General features: G+C 71.6%; 24 protein-coding genes. 20 read left to right on the top strand and 4 right to left on the bottom strand.

The features are described 5' to 3' along the window. The first annotated feature begins 88 nt into the window (after positions 1 to 88). From J2X60_RS03380 to J2X60_RS03395, 4 genes are read left to right on the top strand one after another with little or no spacing between them, the layout of a single operon-like run. The gene (locus J2X60_RS03380) at positions 89 to 736 is read left to right on the top strand and encodes an ABC transporter permease (RefSeq protein ID WP_070417568.1); all 648 of its coding nucleotides are present in this window, start codon (positions 89 to 91) and stop codon (positions 734 to 736) included. Continuing rightward, positions 723 to 1,991 (top strand): ATP-binding cassette domain-containing protein, encoded by a 1,269-nt coding sequence (locus tag J2X60_RS03385; protein WP_309886508.1) that lies wholly within the window; start codon positions 723 to 725, stop codon positions 1,989 to 1,991. Before J2X60_RS03380 ends, J2X60_RS03385 begins: the two co-directional genes overlap by 14 nt. Next, entirely contained in the window at positions 1,988 to 2,749 is a 762-nt protein-coding gene (locus tag J2X60_RS03390) for an ABC transporter permease (RefSeq protein WP_309777509.1), read from the top strand. Before J2X60_RS03385 ends, J2X60_RS03390 begins: the two co-directional genes overlap by 4 nt. After that, positions 2,746 to 3,828, top strand: coding sequence for a glycine betaine ABC transporter substrate-binding protein (locus tag J2X60_RS03395; RefSeq protein WP_309886509.1), 1,083 nt, complete (start codon positions 2,746 to 2,748; stop codon positions 3,826 to 3,828). Before J2X60_RS03390 ends, J2X60_RS03395 begins: the two co-directional genes overlap by 4 nt. Here the strand turns inward: J2X60_RS03395 and J2X60_RS03400 are convergent. Further along, positions 3,815 to 4,444: a helix-turn-helix domain-containing protein gene (locus J2X60_RS03400; protein ID WP_309777506.1), complete on the bottom strand. Its 630-nt coding sequence runs from the start codon at positions 4,442 to 4,444 to the stop codon at positions 3,815 to 3,817. The two genes, J2X60_RS03395 and J2X60_RS03400, sit on opposite strands and share 14 nt — an antisense overlap. Positions 4,445 to 4,524: 80 nt before the next feature. On the opposite strand from J2X60_RS03400, the gene J2X60_RS03405 reads away from it, so the two are divergent. From J2X60_RS03405 to J2X60_RS03415, 3 genes are read left to right on the top strand one after another with little or no spacing between them, the layout of a single operon-like run. Next, positions 4,525 to 5,253, top strand: coding sequence for an ABC transporter ATP-binding protein (locus J2X60_RS03405; RefSeq protein WP_309777504.1), 729 nt, complete (start codon positions 4,525 to 4,527; stop codon positions 5,251 to 5,253). Then, positions 5,250 to 6,527 (top strand): ABC transporter permease, encoded by a 1,278-nt coding sequence (locus J2X60_RS03410; protein WP_309886510.1) that lies wholly within the window; start codon positions 5,250 to 5,252, stop codon positions 6,525 to 6,527. The genes J2X60_RS03405 and J2X60_RS03410 overlap by 4 nt, the downstream gene beginning before the upstream one ends. A gap of 26 nt (positions 6,528 to 6,553) precedes the next feature. Continuing rightward, positions 6,554 to 7,081, top strand: coding sequence for a GNAT family protein (locus tag J2X60_RS03415; protein ID WP_309886511.1), 528 nt, complete (start codon positions 6,554 to 6,556; stop codon positions 7,079 to 7,081). A 32-nt stretch (positions 7,082 to 7,113) separates the two neighbouring features. Here J2X60_RS03415 and J2X60_RS03420 read toward each other — a convergent pair whose 3' ends face one another. Further along, positions 7,114 to 7,389 (bottom strand): hypothetical protein, encoded by a 276-nt coding sequence (locus tag J2X60_RS03420; protein WP_309777500.1) that lies wholly within the window; start codon positions 7,387 to 7,389, stop codon positions 7,114 to 7,116. A 103-nt stretch (positions 7,390 to 7,492) separates the two neighbouring features. Between J2X60_RS03420 and J2X60_RS03425 the strand changes: the two genes are divergently transcribed. The 9 genes from J2X60_RS03425 (at position 7,493) to J2X60_RS03465 (ending at position 14,454) form a co-directional block, all read left to right on the top strand. Beyond that, positions 7,493 to 8,164, top strand: a complete 672-nt coding sequence (locus J2X60_RS03425; protein WP_071294162.1) for a hypothetical protein — start codon at positions 7,493 to 7,495, stop codon at positions 8,162 to 8,164. A 363-nt stretch (positions 8,165 to 8,527) separates the two neighbouring features. Further along, on the top strand, positions 8,528 to 9,973 hold the full coding sequence (locus tag J2X60_RS03430; protein WP_071294161.1) for an NAD(P)/FAD-dependent oxidoreductase: 1,446 nt from the start codon (positions 8,528 to 8,530) through the stop codon (positions 9,971 to 9,973). A 2-nt stretch (positions 9,974 to 9,975) separates the two neighbouring features. Then, positions 9,976 to 10,419, top strand: a complete 444-nt coding sequence (locus J2X60_RS03435) for an SRPBCC family protein (protein WP_309886512.1) — start codon at positions 9,976 to 9,978, stop codon at positions 10,417 to 10,419. 310 nt (positions 10,420 to 10,729) lie between these two features. Continuing rightward, complete coding sequence (locus J2X60_RS03440; protein WP_309886513.1) at positions 10,730 to 11,461, top strand: class I SAM-dependent methyltransferase; 732 nt, start codon at positions 10,730 to 10,732, stop codon at positions 11,459 to 11,461. Next, positions 11,458 to 13,266, top strand: a complete 1,809-nt coding sequence (locus J2X60_RS03445; RefSeq protein WP_309886514.1) for an alpha/beta fold hydrolase — start codon at positions 11,458 to 11,460, stop codon at positions 13,264 to 13,266. The genes J2X60_RS03440 and J2X60_RS03445 overlap by 4 nt, the downstream gene beginning before the upstream one ends. Beyond that, positions 13,263 to 13,865, top strand: a complete 603-nt coding sequence (locus tag J2X60_RS03450; protein ID WP_309886515.1) for a hypothetical protein — start codon at positions 13,263 to 13,265, stop codon at positions 13,863 to 13,865. The genes J2X60_RS03445 and J2X60_RS03450 overlap by 4 nt, the downstream gene beginning before the upstream one ends. Then, the gene (locus J2X60_RS03455) at positions 13,862 to 14,029 is read left to right on the top strand and encodes a hypothetical protein (RefSeq protein WP_309886516.1); all 168 of its coding nucleotides are present in this window, start codon (positions 13,862 to 13,864) and stop codon (positions 14,027 to 14,029) included. The genes J2X60_RS03450 and J2X60_RS03455 overlap by 4 nt, the downstream gene beginning before the upstream one ends. A 71-nt stretch (positions 14,030 to 14,100) precedes the next feature. Further along, positions 14,101 to 14,259, top strand: coding sequence for a hypothetical protein (locus J2X60_RS03460; RefSeq protein WP_156794815.1), 159 nt, complete (start codon positions 14,101 to 14,103; stop codon positions 14,257 to 14,259). 30 nt (positions 14,260 to 14,289) lie between these two features. After that, a complete protein-coding gene (locus J2X60_RS03465; RefSeq protein WP_156794816.1) occupies positions 14,290 to 14,454 on the top strand; it encodes a hypothetical protein in 165 nt (54 codons plus the stop codon). A 175-nt stretch (positions 14,455 to 14,629) separates the two neighbouring features. On the opposite strand, the gene J2X60_RS03470 is transcribed toward J2X60_RS03465, so the two are convergent. Beyond that, entirely contained in the window at positions 14,630 to 14,992 is a 363-nt protein-coding gene (locus J2X60_RS03470) for a hypothetical protein (RefSeq protein ID WP_070419333.1), read from the bottom strand. A gap of 231 nt (positions 14,993 to 15,223) precedes the next feature. On the opposite strand from J2X60_RS03470, the gene trpS reads away from it, so the two are divergent. After that, a complete protein-coding gene (trpS, locus tag J2X60_RS03475) occupies positions 15,224 to 16,264 on the top strand; it encodes a tryptophan--tRNA ligase (RefSeq protein WP_309886517.1) in 1,041 nt (346 codons plus the stop codon). On the opposite strand, the gene J2X60_RS03480 is transcribed toward trpS, so the two are convergent. After that, complete coding sequence (locus tag J2X60_RS03480; RefSeq protein WP_309886518.1) at positions 16,245 to 17,066, bottom strand: shikimate 5-dehydrogenase; 822 nt, start codon at positions 17,064 to 17,066, stop codon at positions 16,245 to 16,247. The two genes, trpS and J2X60_RS03480, sit on opposite strands and share 20 nt — an antisense overlap. A gap of 135 nt (positions 17,067 to 17,201) precedes the next feature. Between J2X60_RS03480 and J2X60_RS03485 the strand changes: the two genes are divergently transcribed. Genes J2X60_RS03485 through J2X60_RS03495 form a run of 3 tightly spaced genes read left to right on the top strand, consistent with a single transcriptional unit; the run spans position 17,202 to position 19,046 of the window. Beyond that, positions 17,202 to 17,393: a PspC domain-containing protein gene (locus J2X60_RS03485; protein ID WP_309777485.1), complete on the top strand. Its 192-nt coding sequence runs from the start codon at positions 17,202 to 17,204 to the stop codon at positions 17,391 to 17,393. A gap of 34 nt (positions 17,394 to 17,427) precedes the next feature. Then, on the top strand, positions 17,428 to 18,801 hold the full coding sequence (locus J2X60_RS03490) for an L-serine ammonia-lyase (protein ID WP_309886519.1): 1,374 nt from the start codon (positions 17,428 to 17,430) through the stop codon (positions 18,799 to 18,801). 14 nt (positions 18,802 to 18,815) lie between these two features. Next, entirely contained in the window at positions 18,816 to 19,046 is a 231-nt protein-coding gene (locus tag J2X60_RS03495; RefSeq protein ID WP_309777483.1) for a hypothetical protein, read from the top strand. Positions 19,047 to 19,090 lie beyond the last annotated feature (44 nt).

The raw sequence follows: 19,090 nt of genomic DNA on the forward strand, positions 1-19,090 counted from the left end.
GCGGTGACCCTGCCCCCTGCGTAGGTTCGAACCCACTTGTGCCCCGACCCGTGGGCAGTTCGGCCGACCGGAGGGGAGCGTTCTGCGCGTGTTCCAGTACATCGGGGAGCGGTGGGACCAGATCTGGTTCGCGTCGTGGCAGCACTTCTCACTGGTCGTCCAGTGCACGGTGCTCGCGACGCTCATCGCCGTGGTCCTCGCCACGCTCGTCTACCGCAGCGAACGGCTCACCTCCGTCGCGAACGGGGTCTCGGCGATCGGCCTGACGCTCCCGTCCTTCGCGGTCATCGGTCTGCTCATCGTGCCGCTCGGCTTCGGCGTCGTGCCGTCCGTGGTGACGGTCGTCTTCTTCGCGACGCTGCCGATCCTGCGCAACGCCGTCGTCGGTCTCGCCGAGATCCCGCCGACGGTGGTCGAGTCGGCGCGGGGCATCGGCATGAGCCGGTTCCGGACCCTGCTCCAGGTCGAGCTGCCGATGGCGTGGCCGATCATCCTCAGCGGTGTGCGGGTGTCCGCGCAGATGGTGATGGGCATCGCCGCGATCGCCGCCTACGCGCTCGGCCCCGGGCTCGGCGGCTTCATCTTCTCCGGGCTGTCCCGCCTCGGCGGTGCGAACGCCCTCTTCTCCGTGACGGTCGGGGTGGTGGGGGTCGTCCTGCTCGCCCTCGTCCTCGACCTGCTCCTCCTCGGCCTCGGCCGTCTGACCATCTCGAGAGGTATCCGTGTCCAGCACTGACTCCGCCACCACCACCGCTCCCGCCGGCGACGTCACCGGCCGCCGCATCCTGCTCGACGAGGTCACGAAGCGGTACCCCGGTCAGGCGAAGCCCGCGGTCGACGGCATCACACTCGAGATCCCGGCCGGCAAGATCGTCATGCTCGTCGGCCCGTCCGGCTGCGGCAAGACGACCACGCTCAAGATGATCAACCGCCTGATCGAACCGACCGAGGGACGCATCGTCGTCGGTGAGGACGACGTCACGGGGATCGACGCGGACGAGCTCCGTCGCCGCATGGGCTACGTGATCCAGGCCGGCGGGCTCTTCCCGCACATGACCGTGGCGGCGAACATCGCGATCGTCCCGAAGATGCTCGGGTGGTCGAAGGAGAAGATCGCGGCCCGCGTCGACGAGCTCCTCGACCTCGTCTCGCTCGACCCCGACACCTACCGCGACCGGTTCCCCCGCGAGCTCTCCGGCGGTCAGCAGCAGCGCGTCGGCGTCGCCCGGGCGCTCGCCGCGGACCCGCCCGTCCTGCTCATGGACGAGCCGTTCGGCGCGGTGGACCCGATCACCCGCCAGCGCCTGCAGGACGAGCTCCTCCGCATCCAGGAGGAGCTGCACAAGACGATCGTCATCGTGAGCCACGACTTCGACGAGGCCGTGAAGCTCGGCGACTGGATCGTGATCTTCACCGAGGGTGCCCACATCGTGCAGTACGACACCCCGGAGCGGATCCTCGCCGAGCCGGCGAACGAGTTCGTCGAGAACTTCATCGGGTCCGGCGCCGGACTCAAGCAGCTCACGCTGAACCGGGTCCGCGACGTCGAGCTCGCCCCCGCGGTGACCTGCTCGCCGGGCGAGGAGGCGAAGGCCGTGCTGCAGCGCATGCAGGAGGCCGGTGGCCACGGGCACGCCGTCGTCGTCGACCGCCGACAGCGTCCGATCGGGTGGCCGACGCGTCGTCAGCTCGAGCGGCTCGACCGGATCCCGGAGGGCATCGAGCCCGACCTGCCCGTCGTGGGCGGGGCCGCCACCCTGAACGACGCGCTCGACACCATGCTCGTGTCGAGCGCCGGCGCCGCACTCGTGACCGGCCGCGGCGAGGCGTTCCAGGGCGTCATCACGGTCGAGACGGTCATGGACGCGATCACCCGGTCGCGCGCCGCCGCCGCCCAGGACCAGGCGTACACGCCGGTCGGGACGAACACGAACCCGATCGAGACCATGCCGTCGTCGCCCGTGGTGGCGACCAGCGGGGAGGACCTGTGAGCGCGGTCGCCGCCGGGACGGGGACGGGCAGCCGCACCGGGTGGAAGGGGCTGCTCGTGCAGCCGATCGCCATCCTCGTCGTCCTCGCCGGGTTCGCGGTCTGGCTCGCCACGGCGGACCTCACGCCGACCGAGCGCACCACGCTCAACCCGGCGGACATCCTCGCGCTCACCGGGCAGCACCTCGTGCTGACCCTCGAGTCGACCGTGCTCGTGCTCGTGATCGGCATCCCGCTCGGCGTCCTGCTCACCCGCGGGCCGCTCCGCCGGGCGAGCGTGTACGTGCTCGCCGTCGCCAACTTCGGGCAGGCGGCACCGGCCGTCGGGCTCATCGTGCTGCTCGCCGCGTGGCTCGGCCTGAACTCGTGGTCGGCCGTCGTCGCCCTCGTGCTCTACGCGATCCTGCCGGTGCTCCGGAACACCATGATCGGCATCCAGAGCGTCGACTCGCGGTTGGTCGAGGCCGGGCGGGGCATGGGCATGAGCGCGTTCAGCGTGCTCGTGAAGGTCGAGCTGCCGCTGGCCGTGCCGGTCATGCTCTCCGGCATCCGCACCGCGCTGGTGCTGCTCGTCGGCACCGCGAGCCTGGCGACGTTCGTCGGCGCCGGTGGCCTCGGACTGCTCATCACCACGGGCGTGAACCTGTTCCTGCCGAAGGTCCTCGTCTCCGGGGCGCTCCTCGTGGCGCTCCTCGCCCTGTCCATCGACTGGATCGGCCGCGTGGTCGAGACGGTCGCACGACCGAAGGGACTCCGATGACCCACGGGACCCACGCCCTGAACGCGACCCACGACGCGCCGCGCGCCGATCTGCGGGGCGCACGCCGCGCCTCCCGTCCGACCGTCCGTCGCCGGGTCGCGACCGCCACCGCCGTGGCGGGCGCGGCCGCCCTCGTGCTGACCGGCTGCGGCCTGCAGCCGGCGACGTCCTTCGTCCCCGCCGCGGACCCCGGTTCGATCCAGCGCATCGACGACCTGCCGGACGGCGCGCACATCACCGTGACCTCGAAGAACTTCACCGAGCAGCTCGTGCTCGGCAAGATCGCCGTGCTCGCCGCGAAGGCCGCCGGGTTCGACGTCACCGACGAGACGAACGTGCCGGGCAGTGTCGCCGTCCGCGAGCTGATGACCTCGCACGGCGCCGACTTCACCTACGAGTACACGGGCACGGCCTGGCTGACCTTCATGGGCCACAGCGAGGGCATCCCGGACAAGACCGAGCAGTGGGAAGCGGTGAAGCAGGAGGACGCCGGCAACGGCCTCACCTGGCTCGAGCCGGCGCCGATGAACAACACGTACGCCTTCGCCGTCCGCGACGAAGCCGTCTCGGAGCTCGGGAACATCAAGTCCCTCTCCGACATCACGAACCTCCCCGTCAGCGATCGGACGTTCTGCGTCGAGTCCGAGTTCAACTCCCGTGCCGACGGCTTCAAGCCGATGCTGAAGAAGTACGGGCTCGAGCTCGGCGGCTCGGGCGACAACGGCATCCCGACGAAGAACGTCAGCATCCTCGACACCGGCACGGTCTACACCGCGACCGATCGTGGCAAGTGCAACTTCGGTGAGGTCTTCACCACCGACGGCCGCATCAAGTCGCTCGGGCTCACCGTGCTCGAGGACGACAAGGGCTTCTTCCCGGCGTACAACGTCGCGCCCGTGCTCGACTCGGCGACGCTCAAGGAGTACCCGCAGCTCGAGGACGTCTACGACCAGATCTCGCCGAAGCTCACGGACGCCGTGCTGCAGGAGCTGAACCGGCAGGTCGACGTCGAGGGTCGGGAGCCCGCCGACGTCGCCTTCGACTGGATGGTCAAGGAGGGCTTCATCACGAAGCCGTGATGCGCGCGGCGGTGTCGCGGATCGTCGCGACCACCTGCGCGCGGACCTCCTCCGGGTCCGACCCCTCGTGGCGCGCCGAGCTCCGCAGCCCGGTCATGCACATGCCGAGCAGCATCTCGGCCGCCTGGGGCGTGGCCGCGTCCGGACCCCAGGCCGGGTCCCGCTCGAGGATCGTCCGGACCGCGCCCGTCATCGCCTCGGCGACCGTGGTCATCCGGGAGACCTGGCGGCGCATGAGCTGCGGGAAGCGCACGATCACCTCCTTCCGGGCGAGCCGCTCGTGCTCGTCACCGAAGGACTCCCCGAACACCAGGAACGCCAGGTCCACCACGGCCTGCGCCGCGGGCTCCCCCGCGACGGCGGCCAGGTGGGCGTCGAGCGTCTCGGGCGCGAGGTCGAGCTCGGTGTGCCCGAGGACCGCGTCCTCCTTGCTCTCGAAGTAGTTGAAGAACGTGCGCGGGGAGACCTCGGCGCGCGCGGCGATCTGCTCGATCGTGGTGCGGTCGATGTCCTGTTCGAGTGCGAGGGAGCGTGCCGCCTCGGCGATCCGGTGCCGGGTCTCGAGGCGTTTGCGGTCGCGGAGGCCCATCTCGGAGGCGGGCGCGGTGTCGGGCATGGCCCGACTGTAACCGGAACGTCACATCGTTTACAGCAAACGCAAACTTGCAGTCGTGCAGCGGACAGTACGGTGGGCGCATGACCACTCCCGTGCTCGAGGCCCGCGGCCTCGCCAGGACCTACGGCCGCGGCGCGACGCGGTTCGACGCGCTCAAGGGCGTGTCGCTGCAGGTGGACCAGGGCGAGAGCCTCGCGATCGTCGGCAAGTCCGGCTCCGGGAAGTCCACGCTCATGCACCTCCTCGCGCTGCTCGACAAGCCGTCGGCGGGCCAGGTGCTCCTCGACGGCACCGACGCCGCGACGCTCAGCGCGCGGCAGGTGAACCGCACGCGGAACAGCACCTTCGGGTTCGTCTTCCAGCAGTTCTTCCTCACGCCGAAGACCTCGGTGCTCGAGAACGTCGTGCTCCCGTTGAAGATCGCCGGCGTCTCCGGTGCCGAGCGGAAGCGCCGGGGCATGGCCGCACTCGACGCCCTCGGCCTGGCCGACAAGGCGAAGAACGACGCCAACGACCTGTCCGGCGGGCAGAAGCAGCGCGTGGTCATCGCGCGTGCACTCGTCGGGGAGCCGAGCGTCATCTTCGCGGACGAGCCGACCGGCAACCTCGACACGAACACGGGGCAGGTGGTCGAGGACATGCTCTTCGGGCTGCAGCGCGACCGGGGCATCACCCTCGTGGTCGTCACCCACGACGAGGAACTCGCCGAACGCTGCGACCGGCGCGTCAACGTGCGCGACGGACTCATCGTGGGCGGGAGCGACGACGCCGTCGACGCGCCGGCCACCCACGGAAGGCACTCCGCATGAACGTCCTCGACCTCTTCCGCACCGCGGTCGCGAACACCTTCCGGTCGAAGCTGCGCACGACGCTGACGGTCATCGCGATCTTCATCGGCGCGTTCACGATCACCCTGACCTCGGCCATCGGCACGGGCGTCAGCAACTACATCGACACCCAGGTGGCCTCCATCGGCGACACCGGGTCGCTGACGATCACCAAGGCCGTCGAGTCGTCGACCGACTCCGGGCCGGCGAAGTACGACCCCGACGAGTCGAGCCAGAGCGTGGACCGCGGGCCGGCCTCGTTCGCGTACCTGTCCCAGTCGGACGTCGACAAGATCACGGACGTCTCGGGGGTGAAGAGCGTCCGCCCCGCCGTCGCCCTGAGCACGAAGTGGGTCGAGTACGACGGGAAGGGCAAGTACGTCGTCGACATCGCCGCCAACGCCGGGGAGCTCGACGCCGACCTCGCCGCCGGGAAGCAGCTCGACGACACGTCCTCCGCCGGCAACCAGGTGCTCCTGCCCACGAACTACCTGGAGAACCTCGGGCTCGGCAGCGCGAAGGCCGCCGTGGGCAAGGAGCTGACCGTCGCGGTCGACGACTACCAGGGCAAGGAACACACCCTGACCGCCACGATCGCGGGGGTGCAGAACGAGTCGCTGTTCGGCGGCGGTGCCGGAGCGAACGCCGCGCTCACCGACGCGATGCAGGCCGCGCAGGAGACCGGCAAGCCCTCGTCGATCGCCACCTCGTACGCCAGCGCCACCGCCACGCTCGACAGCGGTGCGTCGGCCAGCAGCGTGAAGAGCGCCCTGTCGAAGGACGGCTACACCGGGCAGACCATCCAAGACCAGCTCGGCCAGTTCCAGACGGTCATCAACGGCATCGTCGGCGTGCTCAACGCCTTCGCCGTGATCGCGCTCGTCGCGGCCGGGTTCGGCATCATCAACACGCTGCTCATGAGCGTGCAGGAGCGCACCCGTGAGATCGGGCTGATGAAGGCGATGGGCATGGGCGGCGGGAAGGTCTACACGCTGTTCTCGCTCGAGGCCGTGTTCATCGGGTTCCTCGGCAGCGCGATCGGTGCGGGCGTGGCGATCCTGCTCGGCACGGGGATCTCGAACGTCCTCGCCGGGACCGTCCTCAATGACCTGCCCGGGCTGCAGATCATGCAGTTCGCGCCGTCCTCGGTGATCACGATCATCCTCGTGGTGATGTTCATCGCCTTCCTCGCGGGCACGCTGCCGGCGCGTCGGGCGGCCCGGCAGAACCCGATCGAGGCGCTCCGGTACGAGTAGGCGCACGCGTGCCTAGTCTCTGAGGGGTGGCGGCGTTCGGACGGGACCTCAGGGACGGGTACACGCTGACGCTGCGCGACCTCACCACCGTCCGGCCGCTGCACGAGCTCGTCGTCGCGAACGCCGACCGGCTCCGTGCCGCGGAGCCGTGGGCGTGGCAGGAGCAGACCGTCGAGACGATCGGCCTGCACACCGAACACCTGCTCGGCCAGTACGCGATGGACCGCGCGCTGCCCTGCGTCATCCGGCAGGACGACCGGGTCGTGGGTGCCGCCTCGCTCGCCTTCGACCCGTACCTGGGGCAGGCATCGCTCGGCTACTGGGTGGACGCGGGCCAGGAGGGACGGGGTGTCGCCCGGCGCGCCGCCACCGTCCTCGTCGGGGTGGCCCGGGCGCGGGGCGCCGCGCGTGCCGAGATCCGGACGGCGGTCGACAACGTGCGCAGCCGGGGCCTCGCCGAGCGGCTCGGCTTCACGCACGAGGGCACCCTGCGGAGCGCGATGCCCCTGGGGTCGGTGCGGGTGGACGTCGCCGTGTACGGCCTCGTGTTCTGAGCGGGCAGCCCCGGGGCCCAGGGCCGACCGGGTCAGCGGCCCTGCGTCGCGCCCGACCACACGGCGAACGCGCCGCCCACCACGAGCAGCACGAGCAGCAGGATCCACACCGCCAGTGCGACGAGGTTCAGGAAGATCCCCCACCCGGCACGCCCGCGGGCGAACGGTTCGCGGCTCCGCGAGGCGACGCCGAGGCACAGCCCGACGATCGGCGCGACGAACGTCCAGCCGGCGAGCAACGAGCAGACGCCGAGGACGAGACTCGCCGTGCCGAGCCCGGTGCGGGGGGATTCCGAGGACGTGACCATGCACCCGACGCTACGGATCCGTGGGAGGCGGGTCGTCCCTCCAGGGCCTGATCCGGGTCCACCTGCGGACGGATGGTCACCGGACGCCGGTATCGTCGACTGCATGGCCTTGTTCGGACGACGCAGCAAGCACGACGTGCGCGACCGACCCGTCAGTCAGGTCGAACTGAAGCGCGCCGTCGACGAGGGCTTCCTCATCGCGAAGGCCGCGGTCACCATCGCCGTGGGCAACCGGATCATCACGAACGCCCTCCGCGACGAGGGGTACTTCGACCACGCCGTCATCGCCGACGCCGCGCGCGAGGAACTCCACCGTATGGCCGAGGAACAGCGCGGTGACGCTGCCCGGATGCGCGAGATCCGCTCGAGGTCGAGCAAGCAGAAGGGCCGTTCGCGGCACCAGCACGACTACCGCCGCGGTGACGACCTCAAGCTCCGCACGCGTGAGGCGACGTACGAGCAGCTCGCGACGATGCTCGACAAGCGCCGGGACGACCAGGGCTTCGTCGACGGCATCGTCCTCGCCGCCCGTGCCCGCGCCTGGGACGACATCGGCACGACCGTAGTCGGGCGGCTCGGGTGGGCGCAGCGTCCGGCGGACGACTACGAGGTCGGGCGGGACGACCGGCTGCAGCAGATGCTCGACGAGGACTTCGCGGCGCTGCTGGCGGAGCACCCGGTGGGATCGACCCCGGTGGACGCCGACGAGCCCGACGCAGCGGACGCGGGCGACGACGGGTCGGACCCGGCGGACCCGGACGCGGCGCGCGTCTGACCGTACCGGCCATCGGAGCGCAGCGATCTCGACGGCGTTGCGGCCCGTCGCCCGCAATCGGCCCGCGCCTGATGCCCGGCACCTCGGTCCACGCGCTGCGGCTCGGAGCGGATCTGCTGAAGTCGTCCGCGCCGTGACCGTTCCGGTTCGCGGATCACGGGGTTCGCGAACCGGAACGGTCATCCGCAGGACCGGGAACGGCCGTGGAACGGACGCGATGACGGGCTGCACGCGGGGGCGTGGCAGACCCGCGCCTCCGGGGCGCCGAACGGTGCGGAGCGCGCCTCGATCACCGCTCGCCGTGAGGGGATGCGGGTGCGCTGCCCGAGACGGCGCGCAGCAGCGGTCCCTAGGCTCGGGGGCATGGTGGATGCGGTGGTCGTCGGAGCCGGACCGAACGGACTCGCGGCGGCGGTGACGCTCGCGCGCGCCGGGCTGTCGGTCGAGGTCGTCGAACGCGCCGACACGATCGGCGGTGGTGCGCGGACCGCCGAACTCACGCTGCCCGGGTTCCTGCACGACGTGTGCTCCGCCGTGCACCCGATGGCGCTGCAGTCCGAGTTCTTCCGGCGCTTCCGCCTCGAGGACCGCATCGAACTCCGTCTGCCCGAGGTCCAGTACGGGCACCCGCTCGACGGCGGCCGTGCCGGGATCGCGTACCAGGACCTCGCGCGCACCGCGGAGTCGCTCGGCATCGACGGCCCGGCGTTCCGGCAGCTCATGGCCCCCCTGTCCGGCAACGCCGACCAGGTCGCCGACTTCGCCACCGGCGCCCTGCTGCACGTCCCGCGGCACCCGCTGAGCGTCCTCCGGTTCGGGTTGCGGGCGCTCGAGCAGGGCACGAGTGCGTGGAACCTGCGTTTCCGCGACGAGGTCGCCCCCGCCATGGTCTCCGGCGTCGCGGCCCACTCGATCCAGCACATGCCGTCCCTCGCCACGGCCGCCGCCGCGCTGTCCCTCGGTGCCTACGCGCACGCGCGGGGCTGGCCCGTCCCGATCGGCGGCAGCCAGGCGATCGTCGACGCGCTCGCCGCCGACCTCGTCGCGCACGGCGGCCGGATCGAGACCGGGCGCGAGGTCCGCTCGCTCGCCGACCTCACCCCGGCCAAGGCGGTGCTGTTCGACACGAGCGTCCCCGGGATGCTGCGGATCGCCGGGAAGCAGATCCCGACGCCGCGACGGGGTGCCCTCCGGCGCTTCCGGTTCGGCAACGCCGCCGCGAAGGTCGACTTCGCGCTCTCCGACCCGGTCCCGTGGACGAACGAGGCACTCCGCCGTGCCGGCACGGTGCACATCGGCGGGACCCGCGCCGAGATCGCGGCCGCCGAGGGCGCGGTCGCACGCGGCCAGCACGCCGAGCGTCCGTACGTGCTCGGCTCGGAGCCCACCGTGGTCGACCCGAGCCGCGCGCCCGCGGGCAAGCACGTCTTCTGGGCCTACGCGCACGTCCCCGCCGGGTCGGACGTCGACCAGACCGAGGCGATCACGCGGCAGATCGAGCGGTTCGCGCCCGGGTTCCGCGACACCGTCCTGCAGTCGAGCAGCCGCACCGCGGTCGAGATGGGCGCGTACAACCCGAACTACGTCGGCGGTGACATCGCCGCGGGGGCCGCGAGCTTCTGGCAGCTGGTCAAGCGCCCGGTGCTGTCGTCCGACCCGTGGCGCATGGGCGGCGGCATGTACCTCTGCTCCGAGGCGTCCGCCCCCGGCCCCGGTGTGCACGGCATGGCCGGCTGGCACGCGGCCCGGAGCGCCCTGCGGCACACGTTCGGGCTGCCCGAGCACGTCGATCTCACACCGGAGGACTGACCATGGCGAAGAACGTCCGCATCCTGCACTGCCGCCCGGAGGACGTCTTCGACGTGCTCGCGGACGGCTGGCTCTTCACGACGTGGGTCGTCGGCGCCTCGCGGATGCGCGGGCAGGACCCGGGCTGGCCGGCGGTCGGCACCCGCCTGCACCACTCGTTCGGCGTCTGGCCGCTCGTGATCGACGACGTGACGACGGTCCTCGAGTGGGACGCCCCGCACCGCATGGTCATCCAGCCGAAGGGGTGGCCCCTCGGCGAGGCCCGGGTCGAGCTCGTCGTCGAGGAGCACCGCCGTGGCTGCAAGGTCACCATCGTGGAGAACGCCGTGGCGGGGCCGGGCGCCTGGATGCCGGACCTCCTGATGCAGCCGATGATCTGGATCCGCAACCGCGAGACGCTGCGGCGGCTCGGCTGGGTGGCCGCGGGTCGCGCCGCGACGTCCTGAGGGACGGGAGGCGCGGAGCGGGCCCGCACCGCGCCTCCCGTCCGTCCTGTGGTCGCCGACTGACCGCGGAGCCGGGGTACACACCGGTCCACCGCATGCCCGACCGACCCGATCCGGTCCGCATCCTGCTGCTTCCCGAGCTGGTGCGGCTCGACGCGGCGCACGCGCCGGGGCGGGGTGCCGACCGGACCTGGCGAACGCCTCCGAGCAGCCTGAGCGATCGTCGGGACTCGTGTTACTGAGCGGACGTACAGGTCTACCGTCCCTCGGTGTCGGGCCGAGGGAGCCCGGCGCCGAGGGGGGTCGGGTCGTGCAGCACACGTACGGGCAGCAGTTCGCGGAGATCTACGACGACGTCTTCCCGCCGGACCCGGGGCTCGTCGACGTGCTCGCTTCCAGCGCACCGGCGACGGCGCTCGAGCTCGGCGTGGGGACCGGTCGCGTGGCGATCCCGCTCGCGCAGCGGGGCATCACCGTCACCGGCGTCGACCTGTCCGCCGAGATGCTCGACCGGTGCCGCGACGGCGCCGACGAGGCCGGCGTCGACCTCGACCTGGTACAGGGCTCGATGACGGACCTCCGCCTCGGGCGGCGGTACGACCTGGTCTTCTGCGTCTGCGCGTCCATCTCGATGCTGCTGACCCGCGAGCACCAGCGCGAGACGCTCGCCACCGCTCGGGACCACCTCGCCGACGGCGGCCGGTTGGTCGTCGAGACGCACAACCCCGACGCGGTGCTCGGCCTGCACGGCGGACGTCGTCGTGAGACCTGGTTCGTCCCCTACCCGGGCGCCGGCCGTGGTCTGCAGACCTACGCGACCCTGGACGAGCCGACCGGGCTCTGGCAGGTCAGTCACCTGTGGCACGACGGCGGACGGACGACCATCGGGAACGAGGTGAGCCTCCTCACACCGGTCGAGGTCCTCACGGACCTCGGTGCGGAGCTCGGGCTCGTGGTGCGGTCCGTGACGGGCGACCGGGACGGCGGTCCGGTGACGCCGGAATCCCCCACGTACACGGTCGAGTTCGAGGTGGCGTCGTGATCGGGTTCGTGGACCGCGTCGTCCGCAGTGTCGTCGACCGGTCGGCCGACCGCGGGAACGTGCTCGCCGCGACCGAGCGGGCCTCCGCGCTCGTGGTGCTGATGGGGAGTCTCGAGCACCTCGCGAACGCGAACAACCGCCGGACTGGCGGCCTGAACGACTGGACCCTGCTGCGGGGTTCCGCGCTCGTCCGCAACGAGCGACTGCGCCGCGTGCTCGACCGCGTCTACCGGCCCCGGGTGGTGACCGCGATGCACGGGCTCCGGGTGGCCGCCGCCCTCGTCCACCTGTCCCCGGTCCGCGACCGACGCGTCCGCGCCGCGGCGTCAGCCGTCACGGTGCTCACCGGCTACGCGCTCGGGCCGCTGCACCACAACGGCGGCGACGGCAGCGACCAGGCGGCGTTCTTCACGCAGGCGCTGTCGGGTGTTGCCCGGGCCTCCGGACGACCCGCGACGGTGGACACCGCGCTGTGGGCGGTCGCGAGCCAGGCGACGCTGTCGTACCTCGTCTCGGGGTGGGTGAAGCTGATGGGTGAGCCCTGGCGGAACGGCTCGGCGCTGCTCGGGGTGATGCGCACGCGGACCTACGGTTCGGAGTGGGTGTGGCGGGTCCTGCGCGACCGGCCGGCACTGGCGCGGGTGGGCGAGGTCGCCACACTCGTCCTCGAGTGCGCGTTCCCGATCGTGTTCGTGCTCGGCCCGAGGATGCGCGTGGCGTACCTCGGCGCGATCGCCGGGATGCACCTCACCATCGCCGCGACCATGGGGCTCGGTCGGTTCCTCCCCGCGTTCCTCGCACTGCAGCCCGCGGTGCTCTACGTCACCGCGGACCGTCGATCGGTCGTGCCGCGTCGTCACGACGGGTTCCCCTGGGTCCTCGGCGTGATCGGGGCCGCGGTCGGGACGCAGGCCGTGGTCCGGCAGGTCGTGGACGCCCGGCGCAGTCGACGTCCCCGTGCCGGGCAGACCGTGGTCGAGACGCCCGCCGGCTCGCGCCTGGCCGTGCGGTACCGGCCGGCGGCTTCGGGCCCGGGCGCACCCCTGGTGGTGTTCGAGAACTCGCTCGTCGCGGTCCAGGAGTACTGGGACCCGATCATCGCGGAGCTCGGCGGCGACGTCGCCACGCTGACGTACGATCGTCCCGGTACCGGGGCGAGCACGGCACCCGGCGCGACGCTCGCCACCTACGCGGAGGACCTCCGTTTCCTCGTCGGCCGCCACGCCGGGGACGGACCCCTCTGGCTCGTCGGGCACTCGTTCGGCGGCCACCTGCTCCGACGCCACGCGGCCGAGCTCGGGCGCGACGTCGCCGGGGTGGTCCTCCTCGACCCGACCACTGGTTTCGTGGACCGACCCGACGAGGACGTCCTGACCGCCGTCCGGTCGCTCACGGACGGCTTCCCGCTGATGGAGTGGTCCCTGCGGACCGGCTGGGGATGGCTGCTCGACGCCACGACCTGGGCGATCCCCGCACGCCCGGGACGGACCGACGACCTGAGCCCCGTGTACCGGAACACCCGACTGTGGCGCACCGGCCGCGCGGAGTGGCAGGCGGCGGAGCCCGACCTCGTCGCCGACCGACCCGGACGCCGCATCCCCGAGGGTGCCGACGTGCTCGTCGTCACGGCGAGCACGAGCGACGAACTGCAGCCGGCCGTGAGCGCCGCGCACGAACGCGTCGCGCACGAGCACGACGGTCGCCGCGAGGTCGTCCGGTCCACCCACGACGGGCTGCTCGTCCACCCCGGACCGGTCCGACGGGTCGGCGCACTCGTCCGCGAGGCGATCGGGGTGGACCGATGAGGCGCCGTGGAGACGGTGGGGCACTGCCCCTCGCGATCGGCCTCGCGCTCTGGATCATCGCGACGGTCATCGGCCAGCACCCGAACCGTCGGTTCGACCGGGTCCGGCAGGTCGACACCGCCGCGCTGCTCATCCCGAACTGGCGCTTCTTCGCACCGATCCCCGCCTCGATGGACTTCGAGCTGCTGCACCGGTACCGGCAGGACGACGTGGTCAGCGAGTGGACGCGGACCAAGGACGTCGCAGCGCGCCGGCTCCGGCACATGCTGTGGTTCCCGGACCGGCGGGTCGACAAGGGCATGTTCGACGTGGTCGGACGGTTCCTGGTGGCAGCGGAACAGCTGCCGGACGGGTACGAGACGGGCGCCGACTACCGTGCGCTGCTCGCCTTCGTCCGCCGCGTCGTCGCCGCGCAGACCGGTGGTCGTGCCGATGCCGTCCAGTTCGCGATCGTCCGCACGGGCGGTCACGACGACACCGTGCCCGTCGAGGAGCTCTTCGCCTCCCGACGGGAACCCATGCACGACGGGGACGGCCCCCGTCGGCAGCCGGACGCCGCCTCCGCAGCGTCCGCACGACCGAAGGAGGAGACCAGATGAACGCCAACACACGGACCGCGCTGTGGTTCGCAGCACCCGTCGTGCTCATCGCCATCGCGGTGGCGATACTCCTGTTCGACCTGCCCGGCTTCGCGTGGCTGTCGGTCCTGGTCGTGCTCGGCATCGCAGCCGCCGTCTTCCTCGTCTCGGCACGACGAGAGTGACCTCGGCCCACCGGGCCGGGAACCGGGCCCAGCGCCCGACCATCACCATCGCAGAACGGAAGGAATCCAGCATGACCACCATCGCCGACATCGCGTTCGACAGCGACCGCGGGCAGCGGTTCGCACCGGAGCAGCCCCTCGCCGCGACCCCGCTCGCAGCGCTCGCCGCCACCTCGGTCTTCACGGGTGCGGTCGCCGCGTACGCGGTCGAAGAGGCCGTCGGGAACTGATCAGCAGGACATCGAGGAAGGAAGCAGCGCATGCAGCAGACACGACAGCTCGACGCCGTCCCGTTCGACAGTGACGAGGCGACCACGTTCCGTGGTCTCCGTCCCGTTGCGGCCACCCCGGCAGCGGTGGCCTGGGCCGGCGCCGTCGTGGCGGCGGCCGGGGTCGGTGCCGCCATCGGGGACGCCGTCGACTGACGGAGCCGCGTGACGGCGCCGGTGGGCGCCGTGTGCGGGCACGACGGGAGGCGCGGTGCCGGTCGGTACCGTGCCTTCCGTCGTGGACGGTGCACGATCAGGGCGCGGCGCGGCGCGGCGCGGGTGCGTCTCGGTGCGGGGGCGGGTGCGGCCGCGGGTGCGGGTGCGCTCCGCGCTACGGCCGGGTGTCGACGAGCGCGACGAAGCGGCTGCCGATGCCCTCGACCTCGTGCCGGGTGAAGCCCGCGACGGGGTCCGGCGCCTGGTAGGGCTCGTGGTAGTCGCACATCAGGTGGTCCCAGTCGGGCCACCACTTCTTCGGCCGTGCCTCTTCCGCGAAGCCGCAGACCACGCACTCGAGGCGGACCCAGACCTTCTTGGTGCCGGTGCGGTTGGCTCGGGACTGCACGAGCCAGGCGGGCGGGTCCTGCTCGATCGCCGTGAGTTCTGCCTCGCTGAGGTGCGAGGGGATCCCGTGCCGGGTCGCCATCTCGAGGGAGATGTCGAGCCGGACGGCGGCGTCACGTCGGGAGAGCATCCGACCAGCGTAGAGCGCCGACATCGAGCGGTGGGGACGGGTGTCGCTGCGCCGACGCTCGCGCTACGATCCCGACATGCGTTCTCCTCGTTCTTCGTGGTGGCTGCGGTAGCAGCCTCCTGACGCATGGTCGCGGGCTGCACGGCAGCTCGCAGACCGCAGGACCGTCGTGCAGCCCTTTCTCTCGAGAGGGCAACTCCAGTGGACACGTTCACCGCCACACAACACCGCATGCACGACCTCGACGCCCGCATCCGGGCGCGACCGGACCGGTTCCGCGTCCTGACCGGCGAACGGCCGACCGGTCGGCTGCACCTCGGGCACTTCTTCGGCACGATCGCCGAGCGCGTCGCGCTGCAGCGGCGCGGCGTCGAGACCTTCCTGGTGCTCGCCGACTACCAGGTCATCACCGATCGGGACACCGCTGACCACGTCGCGTCGAACGTCCGCGAGGCGGTGCTCGACTACCTCGCGGCCGGACTCGACCCGGCCGCGACGACGGTCTTCACGCACTCGTCGGTGCCGGCGCTGAACCAGCTGCTGCTGCCGTTCCTCAGCCTCGTCACCGAAGCGGAGCTGCACCGCAACCCGACCGTGAAGGCCGAGGTCGCGGCATCCGGTCGCGCGCTCAGCGGCCTGATGCTCACCTACCCCGTCCACCAGGCCGCGGACATCCTGTTCTGCAAGGGCAACCTCGTCCCGGTCGGGAAGGACAACCTGCCGCACGTCGAGATGACACGGACGATCGCTCGGCGGTTCAACGACCGGTTCGGCGCGCTGTTCCCCGAGCCGGAACCGCTCGTCACGACGTCCCCCGAGGTCCCCGGTGTCGACGGCCGGAAGATGAGCAAGAGCTACGGCAACGCCATCGCGCTCGGCATGACCGACGACGAGACCGCGGACGTCATCCGACGGGCACGCACGGACGGTGATCGGCACATCACCTTCGACCCCGAGCGCCGGCCGGGGGTCGCAGCGCTCCTCACGACCGCGGCACTCTGCACGGACTCGACCCCGGAGGCGATCGCCGACGAGATCGGCTCAGCGGGCGCGGCGGCGGTGAAGCGTGTCGCGGTCGAGGCGGTCAACGAGCGCTTCGCCGCGCACCGACGCCGTCGTGCCGAACTCGCTCGCGACCCGTCGATCGTCACAGCGGTGCTGGCGGCCGGGAACCGTCGGGCGAACGAGATCGCCGAGGCGACCCTCGACGAGGTCCGCACCCGGATGGGCATGCGGTACACCGACGAGCCGATCAGGCCTCGCTGCGACTGAACTCGCTCGCCCGGCGGACCTGGTCGTCCGTCAGCGCGACGCCCGTGTACCGCTCGAACTGCCGCGCCGCCTGCAGCGCGATCACCTCGGCACCGGTGATGACCTGCTTGTCCGCAGCGCGACCGGCGCGGATCAGCGGGGTCTCGGACGGGAACGCGACCACGTCGAACACGGTCGTCGCCGCCCCGACGCGATCCTGGTCGAAGGCGAGCGCGTCCTGCTGGTCGCCGCGCATGCCGAGGGGCGTGACGTTCACCAGGACGTCGGTGACCGGCGCGTCCCGCTCGTCGGCGACCCACTCGTACCCGTACTGCGCCGCGAGGGCCGGCCCCGACTGCTCGTTGCGTGCGACCACGGTGAGGTCGTCGAACCCGGCACCCCGGAACGCCGCCGTGACCGCCTTGGCCATGCCGCCGGAGCCGCGGAGCAGCACGCTCGCGGACGGATCGACGGCGTGCGAGGCGAGCAGCGACGCGACTGCCTCGTAGTCGGTGTTCGACGCCGTGAGGACGTCGTCGTCGTTCACCACGGTGTTGATCGACTCGATCGCCGCCGCGGACTCCTCGACGACGTCGACGAGCGGGATGATCGCTTCCTTGAAGGGCATCGAGACCGAGCAGCCGCGGATGCCGAGTGCCCGGATGCCGGTCACCGCGCCGGCGAGGTCGGTCGTGGTGAACGCCTTGTAGACGAACTCCAGCCCGAGCTCGTCGTAGAGGAAGTTGTGGAAGCGGGTGCCGATGTTGCTCGGTCGAGCGGCGAGTGAGATGCAGACCTGCATGTCCTTGTTGAGGATGGGCATGTCGTCAGTCTCCCATGACAGCGGGGATGGAGCGGTCCACAGGAGTCAGACGTGGAGGGGGTGGGGTTGTCCCCACCACGGACCCGGGTGTCCCCCGTATTCGAAGTCGGATCGATCCTCCGTACCGTCGACGACATGAACACACTCATCCGCCCCCGCACCGGCCGCCTCCTCGCCGGGGTCTGTGCCGGCATCGCCGACCGGTTCGGCTGGTCCCGCACCCTCGTCCGCATCGCCTGGGTCATCCTGAGCTTCTTCCCGGGGCCGCTCTGGATCGCCTACGTCGTCCTCTGGATCCTCATGCCGAACCAGGGCTCCCGGCGCTGATCCCCCACCCGTCCGGACGGGTTAGTGTGGCGGGGTGCCGGTCTCCGTCTTCGATCTGTTCAGCATCGGGATCGGTCCGTCGAGTTCCCACACCGTCGGACCGATGCGGGCCGGACGCGCCTTCGCCGCCCGCGTGGCCGAGGCTCCCGTCGCGACGATCGCCGTCGACCTCTACGGCTCGCTGGCCTCGACCGGCCAGGGCCACGGGACGCTCGGCGCGGTCGTCGCCGGCCTGATGGGGTCGGACCCCGAGACCGTGGACCCCGACGCGATGACCCGATCGCTCGCCGAGCTCGAGGGGACCGGCGTGCTCCGGCTCCAGGGTGGGGCGAGCGTCCCGTTCCGGCTCGCCGACATCGTGCTCCACCCGCTGACGATGCTCCCCCGCCACCCGAACGCGATGCGCCTCCGCGCCGCCGACGCGTCCGGGGCGACCATCGCCGAGGAGACGTACTACTCGATCGGCGGCGGCTTCGTCACGAACGACTCCGAGGGGGACGTCGCCGAGACCGCGATCCCCGTCGACGACGCCGTGCCGTACCCGTTCTCGAGCGGCGCCGAGCTGCTCGCGGCCTGCGCGGCGAGCGGGCTGCCGGTCAGCGGGGTCGCACTCGCCAACGAGACCGCCACGCGCAGCGCCGACGACGTCCGGGCCGGCCTCCTCCGCATCCACGGCGTCATGGAGTCCTGCGTCGAACGGTCCGTCGAACGCTCGGGCACGCTCCCGGGTGGGCTCACCGTTCGACGCCGCGCCGCGAACTGGTTCGAGCAGCTCACCGCCGACGACCCCGGGCACGACCCGCTCTTCGCGATGGAATGGGTGAACCTCATGGCGATGGCCGTCAACGAGGAGAACGCCACCGGTGGACGGGTGGTCACCGCTCCGACGAACGGTGCCGCCGGCATCATCCCCGCCGTCCTGTACTACGCGCTCACCTACGTGCCGACGGTCACGCCGGCGAACCGCGACGACACCGTGGTGCGCTTCCTGCTGACCGCGGGCGCCGTCGGTTCGATCTACAAGGAGCGCGCGTCGATCTCCGGCGCCGAGGTCGGCTGCCAGGGCGAGGTCGGATCGGCGGCGTCGATGGCGGCCGCGGGGCTCGCCGAAGTGCTCGGAGGAACGCCCGAGCAGGTCGAGAACGCCGCCGAGATCGCCATGGAGCACAACCTCGGGCTCACCTGCGACCCGATCGGCGGGCTCGTCCAGATCCCGTGCATCGAGCGGAACGCCATCGCCGCGAACAAGGCGATCAACGCGGCGCGGATGGCGCTCCGGGGTGACGGCGTGCACCACGTGTCGCTCGACCAGGTCGTCGAGACGATGCGGCAGACCGGCGCCGACATGTCCACGAAGTACAAGGAGACCGCGATGGGCGGGCTCGCGGTGAACGTCCCGCTCTGCTGAGTACCGTCCCTCCCATGACGAAGCCCGACCGCGACCACCTCGACGACGGTGTCGACATGTCCTTCGAAGAACGCCGCCAGGACACCTTCCGACGCATGTCCGGCTCCGACGAGCACGACGCCGACCCACGGGTCGAGGTGTCCCGCGCCGAGGACGGCGACGTCCGCATCGACGTCTCCGACAGCGCCGCGGTCCGCCCCGGCGACCCCGGAGCGACGGATCCGCGGGAGGACCCCGCGCAGTGACCGGATGAGCTGATCACCGGACTGACGGTGGCGCACGGCATGAT

Origin of the sequence: Curtobacterium sp. 320 (assembly GCF_031455235.1) — a bacterium.
In the GTDB taxonomy this organism is placed as follows: Bacteria; Actinomycetota; Actinomycetes; order Actinomycetales; family Microbacteriaceae; genus Curtobacterium.

Coding starts and splice junctions, on each gene's coding strand:
- J2X60_RS03425 (WP_071294162.1), top strand. CDS start 7,493: ATGGCCTTGTTCGGACGACGCAGCAAGCACGACGTGCGCGACCGACCC.
- J2X60_RS03395 (WP_309886509.1), top strand. CDS start 2,746: ATGACCCACGGGACCCACGCCCTGAACGCGACCCACGACGCGCCGCGC.
- trpS (WP_309886517.1), top strand. CDS start 15,224: ATGCACGACCTCGACGCCCGCATCCGGGCGCGACCGGACCGGTTCCGC.
- J2X60_RS03435 (WP_309886512.1), top strand. CDS start 9,976: ATGGCGAAGAACGTCCGCATCCTGCACTGCCGCCCGGAGGACGTCTTC.
- J2X60_RS03495 (WP_309777483.1), top strand. CDS start 18,816: ATGACGAAGCCCGACCGCGACCACCTCGACGACGGTGTCGACATGTCC.
- J2X60_RS03430 (WP_071294161.1), top strand. CDS start 8,528: ATGGTGGATGCGGTGGTCGTCGGAGCCGGACCGAACGGACTCGCGGCG.
- J2X60_RS03400 (WP_309777506.1), bottom strand. CDS start 4,444: ATGCCCGACACCGCGCCCGCCTCCGAGATGGGCCTCCGCGACCGCAAA.
- J2X60_RS03450 (WP_309886515.1), top strand. CDS start 13,263: ATGAGGCGCCGTGGAGACGGTGGGGCACTGCCCCTCGCGATCGGCCTC.
- J2X60_RS03470 (WP_070419333.1), bottom strand. CDS start 14,992: ATGCTCTCCCGACGTGACGCCGCCGTCCGGCTCGACATCTCCCTCGAG.
- J2X60_RS03410 (WP_309886510.1), top strand. CDS start 5,250: ATGAACGTCCTCGACCTCTTCCGCACCGCGGTCGCGAACACCTTCCGG.
- J2X60_RS03460 (WP_156794815.1), top strand. CDS start 14,101: ATGACCACCATCGCCGACATCGCGTTCGACAGCGACCGCGGGCAGCGG.
- J2X60_RS03480 (WP_309886518.1), bottom strand. CDS start 17,066: ATGCCCATCCTCAACAAGGACATGCAGGTCTGCATCTCACTCGCCGCT.
- J2X60_RS03405 (WP_309777504.1), top strand. CDS start 4,525: ATGACCACTCCCGTGCTCGAGGCCCGCGGCCTCGCCAGGACCTACGGC.
- J2X60_RS03455 (WP_309886516.1), top strand. CDS start 13,862: ATGAACGCCAACACACGGACCGCGCTGTGGTTCGCAGCACCCGTCGTG.
- J2X60_RS03420 (WP_309777500.1), bottom strand. CDS start 7,389: ATGGTCACGTCCTCGGAATCCCCCCGCACCGGGCTCGGCACGGCGAGT.
- J2X60_RS03485 (WP_309777485.1), top strand. CDS start 17,202: ATGAACACACTCATCCGCCCCCGCACCGGCCGCCTCCTCGCCGGGGTC.
- J2X60_RS03465 (WP_156794816.1), top strand. CDS start 14,290: ATGCAGCAGACACGACAGCTCGACGCCGTCCCGTTCGACAGTGACGAG.